A 16,940-nucleotide genomic window follows, 5' to 3' on the forward strand; every position below is an offset into this window, starting at 1 on the left:
GCGCCGCGGCGGTGCTCCCCTGAATAGGGAGATCTGGGGCGATTCCTCCCTATTGCAATAAGGTTGCGAAAGGTCGCGGAATCGTCACGACCCCTTGTGGCCCCCCTCACAGGCAATGATCATGACCCTCCGTGGGACGACGGGGGTTGGTGCTCAGCCGGATCATCGGCGACCGGACGCTGGTGCTGGCCGCCTGCGCGACCGCTCTGTTCGCCACGACCGTCCTCGCGGCCCTGGTCGGCTACACCGGGTCGGTGACCCGCGAGGGCCTGCGCCGCACGCTGGCCGACGCGACGTTCGAGTCGGTCGGGACGACGCTCGGCACGCACGTCCCGGCGAACGGCCTCACGGAGGTGCAGGGCCGGGTCGACGGGGTTCTCAAGCAGATCTACCGGGACGTCCCGCTGGCGGTCTCGATGAGCGTCCGCAGCGATTCCTACACGCTTCCGGGCCAGGAGAAGAGCGACCACCCCGACCTGACGGCGTTCGGGACCTACACCGGGATCGAGAAGCACGCGCGGCTCAGCGAGGGACGCTGGCCCGGCGCGGCCTCGGGCTCGGGCTCCGGAGAGGTCGAGGCGGCCCTGCCCGGCGCCGCCGCCCGCGCGATGCACGCCGGCGTGGACGACGTCCTCACGCTGCACGGCCGCGTCGACAAGAAGTCGGTTGTGAAGGTGCGCGTCGTCGGGCTGTTCGACGTCCTCGACCCGCAGGACTACTTCTGGCAGGACGACAAGCTCGTCACCACCGGCGTCGAACGGCTCGACTACACGAGCCACGGGCCGTTCGTGGTGCCGCCCCAGGTGTTCGCCGCCCGGTTCACCGGCACCGGCTCCGAGGCCCGTTTCACCGTCATGCCGGACCTGCGCGGCGTCGAGCCCGGCGAGCTCGGCCCCCTCGGCGACCGGGTGGCCGCCGGCGGCGACACCTTCGGGAAGGCCGGCGACGGGGCGCAGTTCAGCGTCGCGACCGACCTGCCCGACCTGACCGCGCAGCTGAGCACCGCGCTCCAGGTGGCGCGGTCCACGATGCTCATCCCGGTGATCCAGCTCGTGCTGCTGGCGGGCTGCGCGTGGCTGCTGGTCGCGCGGCTGCTCGCCGACCACCGGCGCGGCGAGGTCGCGCTGCTGCGCACCCGCGGCCTCGGCATGCGCCAGCTCGCCCGGCTCGGGCTCGTCGAGGGCCTGCTGATCGTGCTGCCCGCCGCGGTGCTCGGCCCGCTGCTGGCCGGCCCGCTGCTGCGCCTGGCCGGGCACGCGCCCGCGGTGCGGGACTCGGGGCTGCGGCTGGACGCCGGGCCGCTCCTGCCGTTGTGGACGGTCTCGGTGCTGACGGCGCTGGCCTGCGCCGTCGTCCTGACGGTACCGACGCTGCGGGGGGCGAACCGGACGTTCGTGGAGGCCCAGGCCGGTCTCGGGCGGCAGGGCCGCGGCGGCCTGCGCGGCTCGGGCACCGACCTCGCCCTGCTGCTCGTCGCCGGGCTCGCGATCTGGCAGCTCACCCGGTACGGGGCGGACGGCGCGGGCGGCGACGGAGCACCCGGCGGCGGGACGGACGGCATAGACCCGTTCATCGTGTCCGGCCCGGCCCTGGCCCTCCTCGCCGGCGGGGTGCTCCTGCTCCGCTTCGTGCCGGCCGTCTCCCGCGTGGCCGAGCGGGTCGCGACCCGCAGGCGCGGGCTCGTGGCCGTCCTCGGCACCCGGCAGGTCGGGCGGCGCCAGCTCCGCTACACCGGCCCGGTCCTGCTGCTGGTGATGGCGATGGCCGTCGGGGTGCTGTCGGTCACGACGATGGCGACCTGGCGGCGGTCGCAGACCGACCAGGCCGACTTCCAGAGCGGCGCCGACCTGCGGCTGTCCGCCGCGTCCCGGGAGGGCGGCCCGGGACCGCTCGGGCAGGCCGGACGCTTCGCGGCGCTGCCCGGCGTCTCGGCCGCGACCGGGGTCCTGCGCATGGACGCCGACCTCGGCACCGAACCGGCGACTCTGCTCGGCGTGGACGCCGAGGCGATCGGCCCGCTCCTGCGCGTCGGCCCCGGCCTGCGGAACGACCTGCGGCTGGACGAGCTGGCGCGGGCCCGTCCGGCCGCCCTGGCGCTGACCGTTCCCGGCGAGCCGAAACGGCTGCTGTTCGACGTGCGCCTCAGCCACTCCGGCCCGGACCCCGAGGTGCCCCCCGACTACGTGCCGCCTCTCGGCGAGGGCTACAAGTTCACGGTGACGGTCGTGGACGCGCGCGGGCTGACCCGGCAGGTGCCCCTCCCCGGCGTCGACGCGGACGGCGACGCGCACACCCTCGCCCTGGACGCCGCCCAGCTCGCCGGGACGGACGGCGTGCCGTCCTACCCCCTGTCGATCCGCGGCGTCCACTTCGGCTACGACGACAACAAGATCTCGGGCAGGCTCGAACTGGAGCTGCGGAGCATCACCGGGGAGGGCACCGGCCCGGCCGCGCGTCCCGCCGGGGCCCGCTGGGACGCCTTCGCCGGACCGCAGGACCTGGAGCACCCGCTCAAGCCGAGCGTCACCGACGGTGAGGGCGCCCTGGCGACCCTCACGATCCCGTCGTCGCCCACCCTCGACCGCAAGGGCTTCTACGGCTACGCGACCGGCACGGCCGTCCACGCGATGTTCGGCACGTCCACCCCGCGCTCGCAGGACGTCAAGAACACCGCCCTGCTGCCTCCCGTGGCGGGCGTCATCACCGAGGAGATGGCGAACCGCGCCAAGGTCGGCGTCGGCGGCACCGTCACCGTGAACACCCTCGACGGCGACCAGCCCGTCAAGGTCGCGGGCATCGCTCCCGCGCTGCCGAGCGTGCCGCCCGGCAGGCCGGGCGTCCTGGTCGACCTGCCCACCCTCACCCAGTCCCGGCTCGCCGTGGACGGCTCGGCGGGCGACCCCATCACCCCCCGGGAGTGGTGGGCGTCGGCGCGCGGCGGCCGCACCGGCCCGGCCGTCCGGGACCTGGCCCGGCATCCCGCCTGGGGCGAGGTCGCGGCCGACCGCGTCGAGACGCGCTCCCGGCTCCGCGACGCCCCGCTGGGCGCGGCGCTCCAGGGCGCCCTCGTGCTCGGCTTCGCCGCGGCGCTGGCGTTCGCCGTCATCGCGTTCGTGGTGAACGCGGCGGTGACCGCGGGCGAGCGGTACCGCGAGTTCGCGGTGCTGCGGGCGCTCGGCGTGCCGCCCCGCCAGGTCGCCGGGATGCTCGCGATCGAGCAGGCCTACCTGGTCGTGCTCGGCCTGCTCGGCGGGACGGTCCTCGGCCTTGTCGTGGCGCGGCTCGTCGTCCCGCACATCGTGCTGAGCGTGCAGGCCGCCGAGCCGTACCCGCCCGCCGACCTGGTTGTCCAATGGCCCGTGGTGCTGGCCGTCCTCGGCGGGGTGGCGGTGGTGCTCGTGCTCGTGCTCGCGCCGGTCATCCGGACTCTGCGGCGCCGGAACCTCGGCGCCGGCCTGCGCGCGGGGGAGGACCGATGAGGAGTGCCGGGATGCGGCTCGCCCGGACGCAGTGGGCGCCGCTCACCGCCCTGGCCGTGCTGATGCTGGTGTCGGCGCTGCTCGCCGTCGTCGTCCCGTCCCGGACCACCGCCGGATACGACCGCGCCGCGGCCGCGGCCGCCGGCCCCGGGGCCGTCATCCGCGTGAAGGGCACCGCGGGCGGCACCGCCGCCTTCGCCGCCGTCCCCGGTGAGGCGGCCCTGAACGGCAACGCCCTCACCTGGCGGGAGCTGATGCCCCGGTCCCTGAGCGAGGGCACCGGAGAGCCAGAGGCGTCGGTCACCTCGCCCGCCGACACCGTCGAGGGGGGCCTGCACCGTCCGAGGCTCCTGTACCTGGGCTGGGAACCGAACGCGTGGCGGCGCATCCGCCTCGTCTCCGGCGGCCTCCCCTCCAACAAGCCGGGCCAGACGAGCGGCGACATGAACGTGGTGGTGGCCAAGGCGTACGCCGACCAGTTCGGCTACAAGGTCGGCGACCGGATCGAACTCAGCGGCAGGAACGTCCGCGTCAAAGGCCTCTACCAGCCGCTGAACGCCGCCGACCCGTTCTGGGGGTCGCGCGCCCGGATCCTGCACCCGACCATCGAGTACCTCAGCCTCCCCCCGTCGACGACCCTTGAGGCCGACGCGGGCACGGCACTGATCGACCCCGCCGGGTACGCGCGCCTCACGCGCGACCCGGGCCTGAAGCTGACCTACGACTGGCGGTTCCCGGTGCGCGACGGCGCGGTCGGCGCCGACCAGGCCCGCGCCATGACCGGCGACCTCGACGCCTTCCGCTCCGCCGTCGCGGGGCGCGCCGACTTCTTCCCCTGCGAGGTCTCCACCTCCCTCGACGTCCAGCTGAAGGAGTTCGCCGGACGGCTCCACACCGCCCAGTCCGTCGTCGGCCTGGCCTTCGGCGGCCTCGTCGCCGTCGCCGCCGGGCTGCTGCTGCTCGCCGCCGGCCTGCTCGGCGAGCGGCTCCGGCCGGTCCTCGGCGTCATGCGGGCCCGCGGCGCGTCGCTGCGCCAGCTCGCGGCGCCCGCCTGCGGGCTGACCGCCCTCGCCGCCGTCCCGCCCGCCCTGCTCGGGTACGCGGCGGGACGGCTCATGGACGCCGGTCCGCCGCAGACCGCCTCGCTGTACGCGATCGGGCTGCTCGTGGCCGCCGTGCTGGGCGTCTCGGCGACCATGGTCCTGCGGGAGCGCGGCGGCGGCCTCGGCTCGGTCGCCGAACACCGCGACGACCTCGTCGCGGCGCGCCCGTCCCGGCGGCGGCTCGTCATGGACGGCCTGCTGGTGGTGCTCGCCGTGGTCGGCGTCGTGCTGCTGCGCGTGCGCGGCACCTCCGCCGGGACCGATCCGCTGGTCGCCGCCGTCCCGGCCCTGCTCGGCGCGGCGCTCGGCGTGCTCGTCCTGCGCGCCTACCCGTACCTGCTGCGGGCCGCCGGGCCGCTGCTGCGGCGGCGGACCGGGGCCGTCGCGTTCATCGGCCTCGCCCGCGCGTCCCGGCAGAACCTCGTCGGGGCGCTGCCGCTGGCCGTCCTGCTGCTGGCCGCCACCATCGCCGGCTTCACCTCCACCGTGGACACCGGGCTGCGCGCCGGGCAGGAACGCGCCTCCTGGGCCGAGACCGGCGCCGACGCGCGCATCGAGGCGGGGTCGCTGGACGAGGCGAAGCTCCGCCGCATCCGCGCGGTGCGGGGCGTCACCGGCGCCGTCCGGGTCCGGGTCATCGAGCGGGCCTCGTCCGCCACCGACCAGGCGCCGATGACCGTGGTCGGCGTGGACCTCGACGCCTACCGGAGACTCGCGCCCGAGGTGCCCGGCATACCGGACACCGACACGGGCGTGCTGGTGTCGCCCCTCGCCGCCCACACCCTCGGCTCGGGCGCCGTGACGCTCGGCCGCGCGGGCATGGACCCGGTGGCCGTCACACCGTCCACCCAGATCGTGCGCTTCCCCGGGCAGGAGAAGAACAGCGCCTTCGTGATCGTCCCCTACCGGATGGTCGCCGGCGCGACGGGCTTCCCGTCGCATGTCTTCGTCACCGGCGACGACATCGACGTCAAGGCGCTGCGCGCCGCCGCCCCGGGGGACGACGTCGTGCTGCGGCAGCAGGTGCTGCGGGACATGGCGGGACTGCCCCTGGTGCCGGTCGTCCACGACACCTTCCGGAACGGCGCCCTCGCCGGCGGCGTGTTCGGGCTGCTCGCCGTCCTGCTCATGCTCGTCGTGGGCGCCCGTGCCCGCGGCCGGACGATCGCCCACCTGCGCGCCCTCGGGCTGAGCCGCCGGCAGAGCCGCCGCCTCGCGCTCGTGGAGCTCGCGCCCGTCCTGCTGTGCGCGGTCGGCGCCGGGTGGGTGCTCGGCCTCCTGCTGCCGGAGATCACCGGGCCGGTCGTGGACCTGCGCCCCTACACCGGCGGTTTCGCCGTCACCGCGCACGTCCCGGGCCTGCCGGCGCTGCTCGGCCTGCTCGCCGCGCTCCTGCTGGCGGCCGCCGCCGCCGTCGCGGTCGACCGCGCCTTCGACACCGACCCCGGCAACGCCCTGAGAACGGGGGATTGATGACCGAAACGACCGACCTCGCCGAACTGGAGCGCCGCGCCGCCGAGCGCGGTCCCGTCTACGGCGAGGGCGCCCACATCGTCTGCGACAACCTGGTGCGCATCTACAAGACCGACGGCGTCGAGGTCGTCGCCCTCCAGGGTCTGGACCTGCTCGTCGACCCCGGCGAGCTCGTCGCCATCGTGGGCGCGTCCGGGTCGGGGAAGTCGACGCTGCTGAACATCCTGTCCGGCCTGGACGTGCCGACCGCCGGCGTCGCCCGCGTCGCCGGCTCGGACCTGCTCACCATGGCGTCCAAGGAGCGGCTGGAGTTCCGGCGCGAGAAGGTCGGGTTCATCTGGCAGCAGACGTCCCGCAACCTCCTGCCGTACCTGACCGCCGCGCAGAACGTCGAGCTGCCCATGAGGTTCGCCGGGCGGTCGCGCCGCGAGCGCGCCACCCGCGCCGCCGAGCTGCTCGGCATGCTGGACGTCGGCGACTGCGCGGACCGCCGCCCGGCGGAGCTGTCCGGCGGCCAGCAGCAGCGCATGGCGATCGCCGTGGCCGTCGCCAACGAACCCCAGGTCGTGCTGGCCGACGAACCGACCGGCGAGCTCGACACCGTCACCGCCGCCCAGGTGTTCGCCTCCCTCCGCCGCGTCAACGAGGAGCTCGGCACCACCATCGTGGTCGTCACCCACGACGCGCAGGTGTCCGAGCGCGTCGACCGGGTCATCGGCATCCGCGACGGCCGCACCAGCGTCGAGGTCCGCCGCCGCTCCGAGGACGACGGGACCCGCGTCGTCGAGGAGTACGCCCTCCTCGACCGCGTCGGCCGCGTCCAGCTGCCCAAGGGGTTCACCCAGGCCCTGGACCTGCGCGACCGCGTCCGCCTCGCCCTGGAGAGCGACCACGTCGGCGTCTGGCCCGACCGGGAGGAGACCGAATGACCGCGCCGATGGTGGCCGTGGAGGGGCTGGTCCGGACCTTCCGGACGGGCAGGATCGAGGTTCCGGCCCTGCGCGGGGCGTCCTTCGCCATCGCGCCCGGCGAGCTCGTCGCCGTCCGGGGCCGCTCGGGCTCCGGCAAGACGACGCTCCTCAACCTGATCGGCGGCCTGGACAGCCCGGACGGCGGCACGGTCCACGTCGACGGGCGCGACGTCGGCGCGCTCTCCGAGGACGACCTGCTCGCCCTGCGCCGCGACGACATCGGCTACGTGTTCCAGGCGCACGGGCTCATCCCCGTCCTGTCGGCCGCCGAGAACGTCGAGGTCCCGCTGCGCCTCGTCCGCACGCCGTCCGCCGAGCGCGACGAGCGCGTCCGCGTCCTGCTGGGCCTCGTCGGCCTGGCCGACCACGCGCTGCAACGCCCCTACGAGCTCTCCGGCGGCCAGCGCCAGCGCGTGGCGATCGCCCGCGCCCTGGCCAACCGCCCCCGCCTTCTCCTCGCCGACGAGCCCACGGGTCAGCTCGACTCCGAGACCGCCGCCGCCATCATGCCGCTGCTCCGCGCGGTCGTCTCCAGCGAGGGCGTGACCGTCCTGGTGGCGACCCACGACGAGACCCTCCTCGCGGAGGCCGATCGCGTCCTGACCCTGGAGGACGGCGCCGTCACCGAGGCGCCCGTCCCCGCCTGACCTCACCCGGCGAGGTCGTCCCTCGGGTCGTGCACACGCGGGCCCGGGCGGCCAGGACGGCGGCCGGGGGAAGCCGACGGCCGCCGTGGGGAGCCGGACGGTTGCCATGGCCCAGAAGTCCTCGTCCCGATGGTCCCGTTCCAATGATCGTGGCGGTCACCGGGGGACAGGCTTGCGAGGTGATCGGCGGGGGAATCGGTACCGGGGGATGGGAGGGCTCGATGGCGACCGTTGTGCTGGTGGGGACGCTCGACACCAAGGGCGCGGAGTACGCGTGGCTCCGCGAGCGGGTGCACGGGCTGGGCTGCGACACCGTCCTCGTGGACGTGGGGGTCGGGCCGTCCGAGGTGGGAGCCGACGTCTCCGCCGAGGAGGTCGCGGAGGCCGGGGGCACCACGCTCCAGGCCCTGCGGGACGCGGGCGACCGGGGGGCGGCCGTCACGGCGATGGGGGAGGGCGCGGCGATCGTCCTGGCCGCGCTGGACCGGGTGGACGCCGTGCTCGCGGTCGGCGGGAGCGGCGGATCGTCGATCGCGGCGCGGGCCGTCCGGGACCTGCCCATCGGGCTGCCCAAGCTGATCGTGTCGACGATGGCGTCGGGGGACGTCTCCCCCTACGTGGGCGCCAAGGACGTCACGCTCACCTACAGCGTCGTCGACATCGCGGGCGTGAACCGGCTGTCGCGCCTGATCCTCGGGAACGCCGCCGCGGCGGCGGCCGGAATGGCGAAGGCGCACGCGGTCCCGGAACCCGCCCCGGACGAGCGGCCCCTCATCGGGGCGTCCATGTTCGGGGTCACGACCCCCGCGGTGGACGCCGCCCGGGAGCGGCTGGACGAACTGGGCTACGAGGTGCTCGTCTTCCACGCGACGGGTGCCGGAGGGCGGGCGCTCGAGGGTCTCGTGGAGGGCGGCCTGCTGGCCGGGGTGCTCGACCTGACCACCACCGAGCTGGCGGACGAACTCGTGGGAGGCGTCCTGTCCGCGGGGCCCGACCGGCTCACGGCGGCCGGACGGCGCGGCGTCCCGCAGGTCGTGGCGCCCGGCGCCCTCGACATGGTCAACTTCGGGCCGCGCGGCACCGTCCCCGAGCGGTTCGCGCGGCGCCGGCTGTACGTCCACAACCCGACCGTGACGCTCATGCGGACGACGACGGAGGAGATGGGCGAACTGGGACGCGAGATGGCGTCCAAGCTGTCCGCCGCCACCGGGCCGACCGCGCTGTTCGTCCCGCTCAAAGGTGTGTCGGCGCTGGACGCCCCCGGCATGCCGTTCCACGATCCGGTGGCGGACGTGGCGTGCTTCATGGCGCTGGAGGAGGTCGCGGAGGCGGAGATGCTCGACATGCACATCAACGATCCGGAGTTCGGCCGGGCGATGGCCGACCGGCTGCACCGGCTGATCTCGGAGGGCGCCCAGTGAACCGCGAGACCGTCCTGTTCCGGCTGCGGAACGCCGTCGAGGAGGGCAGGCCCGTCATCGGCGCGGGCGCGGGCACCGGGCTGTCCGCCAAGTGCGCCGAGGAGGGCGGCGTCGACCTGATCATCATCTACAACTCGGGCCGCTACCGGATGGCCGGACGCGGGTCGCTCGCCGGCCTGCTGCCGTACGGGGACGCCAACCAGATCGTGGTGGAGATGGCGTCGGAGGTGCTGCCCGTCGTCCGGGACACGCCCGTGCTGGCCGGGGTGTGCGGCACCGACCCGTTCCGGGTGATGCCGGTCTTCCTCGACCAACTCAAGGCCATGGGCTTCGCGGGCGTGCAGAACTTTCCCACCGTCGGGCTCTACGACGGCGTCTTCCGGCAGAACCTCGAAGAGACCGGCATGGGGTACGACCTGGAGATCGAGATGGTGCGGCTCGCCCACGAGCGCGGCATGGTCACCGCTCCCTACGTCTTCGACGAGGACCAGGCGGGGGCGATGGCCGAGGCGGGCGCCGACGTTCTCGTCCCGCACGTCGGGCTCACCACCAAGGGCGGCATCGGCGCCGAGACGGCCCTGACGCTGGACGAGGCGGTCGAGCGCGTCCAGGCCATGCGGGACGCGGCGGTCGCCGCCCGTCCCGACGTCCTCGTGCTGTGCCACGGCGGCCCCATCGCCGAACCGGACGACGCGGCCTACGTCCTGTCCCGGACGGAGGGCGTCGTCGGTTTCTTCGGCGCCTCCTCCGTCGAGCGGCTCCCGACCGAGCGGGCCATCACCGCGCAGGTCGCGGCCTTCAAGAACCTGGAGATCTGATGCTGAGGAACCCCGGTGACGTGGCGACCGCGACCTTCGACTGGGGGGCGATCAAGTGGTTCGTCACGCCGTCCGCGGTGCCCGGGGCGGGCAGCACCCTGGGGGAGGTGATCGTCAACCCCGGCAAGGGCCATGCCCGCCACCACCACCCGAACGCCGAGGAGGTCATCTACGTGATCTCCGGCGAGGCCGCGCAGATGGTCGACGACGGCGAACCCTTCCTGATCCGCGAGGGCGACGCCGTCCACATCCCCAAGGGCGTCTGGCACTCCACCTACAACATGACATGGCGCCCCCTGCGCCTGATCGTCACCTACACCCCCGGCGGTGAGGAGAAGGCCCTGGAAGCCGCCCCGGATTACTGCCTGCACGAACCGGGCGCCATCCCCGAGTGGCGCCCGGTCTGACCCGAAGCCCGAGCCGGGCGCACGGCCCGCCGCTGCGAGGAGACGCCCGAACGCGGCATCCGCCGGGCCCATGACCCGCCTCCGCCGACCGAGCGCCGCGCGCCCCGGCACTCGGGCTCAGGTGCGGGACCAGGCGTCCAGGCCCTCCTCGGTGAGGAGGGTGTCGAAGGCGGCGTCGGCGGCTCCGGTCAGGGGGCCCTGCGCGCCGAGCGTCGAGGGCAGGATGGGCGGCGGCGCCGCACGGCGGTAGCGCATCAGGGCTGCGGCGTAGCCGGTTTCGAGGGCCGCGGGGGCCGTCGCGGCCAGGTCGGTGGCCAGGCCGGACAGCGTGACGACGCCGGGGTCGAGGGCGTTGGCGAGGGCGCCGATGCCGCGTCCCAGCGCGTGTGCGGCGGCCTCGACGGCCGAGCGGGCCGCCGGGTCGGACGCCGCCGCGGCGATCACGCGCCCGGCCGCCGTGCGCGGGTCGCGGGGCGCGGGGCGGCCCAGTGCGCGGGCCATGGCGCGGCCGTCGACCTCCAGGTCCCAGCAGCCATGGGCGCCGCAGGGGCAGCGGAGCGAGGGGTCGCCGAACGGCATGTGGCCGAACTCGCCGCCCGCGCCCGTGGCGCCGTCCACCGGCCGTCCGTCCACGACGAGGATGCCGCCGACCCCCACCTCGACCGTCAGGTGCAGGACGACCCGCGCCCCGGCGCCCGCCCCGCGTCTCGCCTCCGCCAGCCCGGCGAGCGAGGCGTCGTTGCCGACGAGCAGGGGGACTCCGGGCGGCCGGAGCGGGTCGAGGTCCACGTCGCGCCAGCCCATGCCCGAAGCCTGGACGACCGTGGTCGCACTGACCGTGCCCGCGACGCAAGCGGACACCGCGCGGAGCCGGTGGCCGTGGCGGGCGTGCAGGGCCGACACGTGGCGGCCGAGCGTCCCGAGGACGTCCGGGGTGCCGGGGTGGCCGCCGGCCTCCTGCGTGAGGACGCGGCCGCCCAGTTCGACGCAGGCCACCCGCCACCGCTCGTGGCTGATGTCCACGACGCACACCAGCGGGCCGTCCCGGTGGGGCACGAGCGCCGGGGAGGGGCGGCCGCGCCCGCCGGTGAGGGCGGAGGCCTCCTCGTCGACCAGCCGGGCCGCCTTCAACCGGCTCGCGATCTCGGTCGCGGACCCGCTGCTCAGGCCCAGCGCCCGCGCCGCGTCCGCGCGCTTCGCGGACGGGTGCGCGTGGACGTAGCGGAGCACGGCGAGCGCCCCCTGGCTGCGCAGGGCGCGCGCGGAGTGCGCGGTCATCGGCTCCATGGGTGACATCCTGGCGTGCCCGACTTATCCTCGCCCTACGAGTTTAATGGAGGAGGCGTGATGAAGTCTGCCGCCGCGGCCCCGGCCCGGACACCGGAGACGCTCGGGCTGTACGCCGCCTTCGGATGCCTCGGCTACCTGCTCACCGCGCTCGGCGCGATCCTGCCCCAACTGCGGGAGGAGCGCGGCCTGCCCCGCGCCGAGGCCGCCCTCTACCCGTCCGCCTTCGCCCTCGGACTGGTGATCGTCGGTCTGGTCGGGCACCGCCTGGCGGCCCGACTCGGGCGTTACGCGATCCCGGCGGCCCTGACCGCCCTCGTCGGCGGCGCCGCCCTCCTGGCCGCCTCCGGCGGACGCCTCGGAACGGCCGCCGGCGCCCTGGTCCTCGGCCTCGGCGGTGCGGGCCTCGTCCAACTCGTCCCGGCGGCCCTGCGCGCCGCGCACCACGGCGATGGAACGATCCAAATCGGTGAGGCCAACGCGGTCTCCAGCGCCGCGTCCGTCCTCTCCCCGGTCCTCATCGGCGTCGCCCTGGCCCACGGCCTCGGCTGGCGCCCCGCCTTCGCCGCCCCGCCCCTCCTGGCGGCCGCCGCGCTCCTCCTCCTCACCCGCCCACCCCGGCCCCCCGCCCCGACCACTCCGGCCGACGGGAGCGAGGGGGACGGGTCGGTTCGTTCGGAAGGGGCCGGTTCCGGCTCGCGTGATGGTGCGGCCGGGACGGGCTTGGCGGCTGGGGAAGGCGGGGTGGGGTTCTGGGGGCGGTGGGTCGATCTCGTGCTGGCGGTGGGGGTGGAGTTCTGCATGGTCTTCTGGGCGGCCGACTTCCTCGGGAGCGTCAAGGGGCTCGGCTCGGGGGGCGCGGCCACGTTGTCGGCGGGGTTCGTCCTCGGGATGGCCGTCGGGCGGGCGGTCGCCGGGCCGGCCGTGCGGCGCGGGGGGCGGCCGGACCGGCTGCTCGCCCTCGCGGCGGCCGTCGGGCTCGGCGGGTTCGCGGTGCTGTGGGCGTCGCCCGCGCCGGTCGCGGTCGCCGGGCTCGTGGTGACCGGGCTCGGGGTGGCGCTGCTGTACCCGGTGATCCTCGGGCAGGCGCTCGCCGCGCGGCCGTCCGAGCCGGTGCGGGCCGCGGCGCGCTGCGCGCTCGCGTCGGGGGTGGCGATCGGCGTCGCCCCGCTCGTGCTCGGGGCGCTCGCCGATCTCACCACCCTGCGCGCCGCCGTGTTCGTCGCGCCCGTCCTGCTGCTGGTGCTGCTGGCCCGCTGCGGACGGCGGCTCAGAACGGGATCGGCGTCGTGACCATGCCCGCGTGGGCGAGGATCGTCGCGGCGTCGTCCACTGGCGGGTGGATCTTGTCCATGAGCCAGCGCTTGACCCACTTGCCCTCCGCGCCGTGCAGCGCGACGAGCCGGTCCCAGCCGCGGGTGTAGACGGCCCCGGCCGCGCCGAGGTCGAGGTCCGTGACGTAGGGGGCCGGGGCGAAGGCGATCGGCGGGACGCCGAGAAGGTCCGCCGCGGCGTTGTGGCCGGCCGTCTTGCCCATCGGGATCGCGTGCTGGCAGCTCTGCATCGTCAGGTGCCCCTCGTCGGCGAGGGCGGCGGCGACGTCCCCGGCCGCGAAGACGGCGTCGTGGGCGCGCAGGTGCGCGTCGACCTTCAGGCGGCCCAGGGGGTCGCGCCCGCCGGGGATCTGGGACGTGAGCGTGCTCGCCTCCAGGCCCGCCGTCCACACCACGGCGTCGGCCGGGATCGTGGAACCGTCGGCCAGCATCGCGCCGCCCTGCGTGACCTCCGCGACCGTCGTGCCGAGGCGGCACTCGACGCCCAGCCTCTCCAGCGCCACCTCGATCACCGGCAGCGGTCCGGGACCGAGCTCGGGGGCGATCTCCCCGGCCTTGTCCACCAGCACGACCCGCCCGCGTCCGGCCAGCTCGGAGGCGATCTCCAGCCCGGCGAAGCCGGCGCCGACCACGACGGCCGTGTACTCGTCGCGACCGCGCAGGTGGCCGCGCAGCCGCCGGGCGCCCGCGAGGGTGTCCACGTCGAACATCCGCTCGGCGCCCGGGATCTCCGGCCGGACGAGACGGCTCCCCGCGGCGAGGACGAGCCGGTCGTACCCGACCTTCCGCCCGTCCGCGGTCACGGTCCGCCCGTCCACGTCGATGTCCTGGACGGCCGCGCGCAGGTGCTCGACGCCGACCGGCTCCAGGACCCGCTTCAGCGCGACCGTCGCCCGCTCGGGCTCCGGCTCGTACAGCCGGGGCCGCAGGACGAGGTCGTTACCTGGCGCGATCAGCGTGATCCGCAGGTCCTCCGTTCCGCGGACCCGTGCGGCCGCCGCCGCGCTCCACACTCCGGCGAAACCCCCGCCGACGATCACCACGTGCGCCATGTCCGTCTCCTCTTCTCGATACGCGCCAGGGAGACAACGCAGCGCCCGCACATGTGACCGGAGGGCCTAGAGGTGACCGAGCTTGTCCGGGTTCGCCACCCGGTGGAAGGCCGTCACGCGGCCGTCGGTGATCTCCAGCGTGTCGACCCAGACGACGCGGCCGTCGCGGTGGGTCGCCAGGGCGAGTTCGCCGCCCACCTCGATGAGGCCGATGCGGTCCGTCCGGGACCGGGCGGCGACGCCCGCCAGGAGGCGGGCGATCCGGTCCGCGCCGGTGATCGGGCGACGGGACGCGACGGCCTTGCCGCCGCCGTCCGCGACATAGACGGCGCCGGGATGCAGGAGGCGGACGAGGCGGTCGATGTCACCGCCCTCGGCGGCCGCGCGGAAGGCGGTGAGGACCCGCTCCCGTTCCGCACGGCTCGCCTTCGGCCGGGCCGCGCGGGCGTCCGCCACCCGCCCGCGGGCCCGGGACGCCAGCTTGCGCGCCGCCGCCGCCGAGTTCCCGAGCACCCCCGCGACCTGGGCGAACGGGACGTCGAACACGTCGTGCAGGACGAACGCCACCCGCTCGGGCGGCGACAGCTCCTCCATCACGAGCAGCATCGCGGTGCTGACCGAGTCGTCCACGATCACCCGGTCCGCGACGTCCGGGCCGGTCGGGAGGGGTTCGGGCAGCCACGGCCCGGTGTACTCCTCGCGGCGCACCCGCGCCGACTTCAGCACGTTGTACGCCAGCCGGGCCGCGATCGTCACGAGCCACGCGCGCGGGTCGTGGACGCCCGACCGGTCGGCCTTCGAGGCGCGGAGCCACACGTCCTGGACGACGTCCTCCGCCTCGGCCACGCTGCCGAGCAGCCGGTACGCGGCGCCGAACACCGCCGGGCGGTTGGTCTCCCAGTCCAGGTCCTCCACGGACGGGGAGCCTACTCGTCGGCGAACGAGCAGTCGGCGGGGTTGTCCGGCGGCTGGAAGTCACCGGCCGGAATCTCCAGGGGCGCGTCCTTCACCGTGTAGCCCTTCAGCCATTTCCCGAAAGGACCGGAACTGTTGGCGCTGAACGGCGCCGGTCCCTCACCCATCTGGTGGCACTGCGGGAAGACGACGCCCCAGGAGAAGCCCATCCGGTCGAACTTGTGGCCGCGCGGCGACTGGTAGAACGTCAGGTTCGCGCGCTTCTGGTTCGGCGGAATGCCGTGCTCGTCGTCCTGCCGGATTCCCGACACGACCGCGACCGGCCCCGACGCCATCACGTAGTCGACCTTGATCCAGCCCCAGTGGTGCTTCGACGGCCCGCCGGGCTCGTCCGGCGAGTAATGGTCGAACTTCACCGTTCCGCGGGCCGCGCCCATGACCATCTTGCCGCCGACGAACTTCCACGGACCGCCGTGCGCGTCCACGACGAACCGCCGGTACGGGTACTCGGGGTCGCCCGGGAACTTCACCCACGCGTCCCCGGTCACGTGGGACTCCTTCGGGAGCGGCCCCTTGTCCTGCGCCATCGCGCTGCCGGTGCCGACCGCCCCGGCCGCGCAGAGAACGGCCATTCCGGCCACCGCGGCACGCCTTTTCCGTGACATGTGGATTCCTCTTCTCCGCGGGCGTCCCTCGCCCGCCTCCACACGTTCTCAGCGCCCGCCGCGGCGTCCTTCCCCCGCACGGGCGATGCCCCTCGCCCGTGCGGCGGAAAGTCAACTCACTTTGCCGCGGACGTAGACCCACGCACCGTCGTGCCGCGCGAACCGGCTGACCTCGTGCATTTCCCCGGGCTCGGTCCCCGTCAGGTAATGGGCGCGGAACTCCACGAGGCCCCTGTCGTCGTCCGGCCCGCCGCCCTCGGTGCGGACGATCTCCAGCCGCGTCCAGCGCGTGCCGTCCTCGAACCCGATCCGCTCCGGCCGGGTCGCCGGATGCCAGGTCGCGAGCAGGTACGCCTCGTCCCCCACCGCGAACGCGCTGAACCGCGACCGCATCAACCGGACGGCCGTCGCAGCCGTTTCCTCACCCCGGTGCAACGGCCCGCAACAGTCCCGGTACCGAGAGCCGACCCCGCACGGACATCTTTTCGCCACCTTCCGATTCTGCCTTGCGGGGCGGTACCCGCGCGGCGACGATGAGCGCCATGTCCGCACAGCAGCCGCCCGAGATCGACACCTCCCGCCCGCATCCGGCCCGCATGTGGAACTACTGGATCGGCGGCAAGGACTACTACGAGATCGACCGGCAGGTCGGCGAGCAGGTCGCCGCGGCGTTCCCCAGCGTCGGCGACGTCGCCCGCCACTCCCGCGTGACACTGGGCCGCATGGTCCGCCACCTCGCCGAGAAGGAGGGCGTCCGGCAGTTCCTCGACATCGGGACCGGACTTCCCACGCACGACAACACCCACGAGGTCGCCCAGCGCGTCGCACCCGAATCGCGCGTCGTGTACGTCGACAACGACCCGCTGGTCCTCGTGCACGCGCGGGCGCTGCTGACCGGACGTGCCGAAGGCAGGACGGACTACGTCGAGTGCGACGTCCGCGACCCCGGCCGGATCCTGGCCGAGGCCGCCCGCACCCTCGACCTCGACCGGCCGGTCGGCCTCGTCATGTTCGGGATCATGGGCAACGTCGTCGACGACGGCGAGGCGTACGCCATCGTCCGGCGGCTCCTGGACGCCCTCGTGCCGGGGAGCTTCATGGCGTTCAACGACGGCACCGGCGTCGTCGACCGCGAGGGGCGCGAGGAGGCAATCCGCATCGCCGTCGAGCAGGGCTCGACACCCTATGTCGTCCGCGCGCCCGAGCAGATCGCCGACTTCTTCGCCGGCCTCGAACTGCTGGAGCCGGGCGTCGTCTCCACGTCCCAATGGCGCCCCGAGGCCACGCCCTTCGGCATGCCGGAAGCGGTGGACGCCGTCTGCGGCCTGGCCCGCAAGCCCTGATCCCGCCGACGTGTCGCATCCGGCC

The 16,940-nt window shown here is 74.9% G+C and carries 14 protein-coding genes; 9 read left to right on the forward strand and 5 right to left on the reverse strand.

What is annotated here, in order from left to right; genetic code table 11:
- Positions 1-131 precede the first annotated feature (131 nt).
- From AB0H37_RS21055 to AB0H37_RS21085, 7 genes are all read left to right on the forward strand, one after another.
- A complete protein-coding gene (locus AB0H37_RS21055; RefSeq protein WP_360614524.1) occupies positions 132-3,479 on the forward strand; it encodes an FtsX-like permease family protein in 3,348 nt (1,115 codons plus the stop codon).
- Entirely contained in the window at positions 3,476-6,055 is a 2,580-nt protein-coding gene (gene cas5, locus AB0H37_RS21060; RefSeq protein ID WP_360614526.1) for a CRISPR-associated protein Cas5, read from the forward strand. Before AB0H37_RS21055 ends, cas5 begins: the two co-directional genes overlap by 4 nt.
- Entirely contained in the window at positions 6,055-6,984 is a 930-nt protein-coding gene (locus tag AB0H37_RS21065; protein ID WP_360614527.1) for an ABC transporter ATP-binding protein, read from the forward strand. The genes cas5 and AB0H37_RS21065 overlap by 1 nt, the downstream gene beginning before the upstream one ends.
- Positions 6,981-7,673: an ABC transporter ATP-binding protein gene (locus AB0H37_RS21070; protein ID WP_360614529.1), complete on the forward strand. Its 693-nt coding sequence runs from the start codon at positions 6,981-6,983 to the stop codon at positions 7,671-7,673. The genes AB0H37_RS21065 and AB0H37_RS21070 overlap by 4 nt, the downstream gene beginning before the upstream one ends.
- 221 nt (positions 7,674-7,894) lie before the next feature.
- Positions 7,895-9,094 (forward strand): Tm-1-like ATP-binding domain-containing protein, encoded by a 1,200-nt coding sequence (locus AB0H37_RS21075; protein ID WP_329095197.1) that lies wholly within the window; start codon positions 7,895-7,897, stop codon positions 9,092-9,094.
- Positions 9,091-9,912 carry a phosphoenolpyruvate hydrolase family protein gene (locus AB0H37_RS21080; RefSeq protein ID WP_329095195.1) on the forward strand — a complete coding sequence of 274 codons (822 nt, stop codon included), beginning with the start codon at positions 9,091-9,093 and terminating at the stop codon, positions 9,910-9,912. Before AB0H37_RS21075 ends, AB0H37_RS21080 begins: the two co-directional genes overlap by 4 nt.
- Positions 9,912-10,319 (forward strand): cupin domain-containing protein, encoded by a 408-nt coding sequence (locus tag AB0H37_RS21085; protein WP_329095193.1) that lies wholly within the window; start codon positions 9,912-9,914, stop codon positions 10,317-10,319. Before AB0H37_RS21080 ends, AB0H37_RS21085 begins: the two co-directional genes overlap by 1 nt.
- A gap of 117 nt (positions 10,320-10,436) precedes the next feature.
- Here the strand turns inward: AB0H37_RS21085 and AB0H37_RS21090 are convergent, their stop codons facing one another.
- The gene (locus AB0H37_RS21090; RefSeq protein ID WP_360614532.1) at positions 10,437-11,606 is read right to left on the reverse strand and encodes an ROK family transcriptional regulator; all 1,170 of its coding nucleotides are present in this window, start codon (positions 11,604-11,606) and stop codon (positions 10,437-10,439) included.
- 60 nt (positions 11,607-11,666) lie between these two features.
- Between AB0H37_RS21090 and AB0H37_RS21095 the strand changes: the two genes are divergently transcribed.
- Positions 11,667-12,899 (forward strand): MFS transporter, encoded by a 1,233-nt coding sequence (locus AB0H37_RS21095; protein ID WP_360614534.1) that lies wholly within the window; start codon positions 11,667-11,669, stop codon positions 12,897-12,899.
- Here AB0H37_RS21095 and AB0H37_RS21100 read toward each other — a convergent pair.
- The 4 genes from AB0H37_RS21100 to AB0H37_RS21115 all read right to left on the reverse strand — a co-directional run bounded on the left by AB0H37_RS21100 (position 12,877) and on the right by AB0H37_RS21115 (position 16,124).
- Complete coding sequence (locus AB0H37_RS21100; protein ID WP_360614536.1) at positions 12,877-13,992, reverse strand: FAD-dependent oxidoreductase; 1,116 nt, start codon at positions 13,990-13,992, stop codon at positions 12,877-12,879. The two genes, AB0H37_RS21095 and AB0H37_RS21100, sit on opposite strands and share 23 nt — an antisense overlap.
- Positions 13,993-14,058: 66 nt before the next feature.
- Positions 14,059-14,907: an RNA polymerase sigma factor SigJ gene (gene sigJ, locus AB0H37_RS21105; protein WP_360614538.1), complete on the reverse strand. Its 849-nt coding sequence runs from the start codon at positions 14,905-14,907 to the stop codon at positions 14,059-14,061.
- A gap of 11 nt (positions 14,908-14,918) precedes the next feature.
- Entirely contained in the window at positions 14,919-15,572 is a 654-nt protein-coding gene (locus AB0H37_RS21110) for a hypothetical protein (protein WP_360614539.1), read from the reverse strand.
- 111 nt (positions 15,573-15,683) lie between these two features.
- Positions 15,684-16,124 carry a YchJ family metal-binding protein gene (locus tag AB0H37_RS21115; protein ID WP_360614541.1) on the reverse strand — a complete coding sequence of 147 codons (441 nt, stop codon included), beginning with the start codon at positions 16,122-16,124 and terminating at the stop codon, positions 15,684-15,686.
- Here AB0H37_RS21115 and AB0H37_RS21120 point away from each other — a divergent pair.
- Positions 16,115-16,915, forward strand: coding sequence for an SAM-dependent methyltransferase (locus tag AB0H37_RS21120; RefSeq protein ID WP_360614543.1), 801 nt, complete (start codon positions 16,115-16,117; stop codon positions 16,913-16,915). The genes AB0H37_RS21115 and AB0H37_RS21120 overlap by 10 nt on opposite strands.
- Positions 16,916-16,940 lie beyond the last annotated feature (25 nt).

Origin of the sequence: Actinomadura sp. NPDC023710 (assembly GCF_040639875.1) — a bacterium.
Lineage (GTDB): Bacteria > Actinomycetota > Actinomycetes > Streptosporangiales > Streptosporangiaceae > Spirillospora > Spirillospora citrea.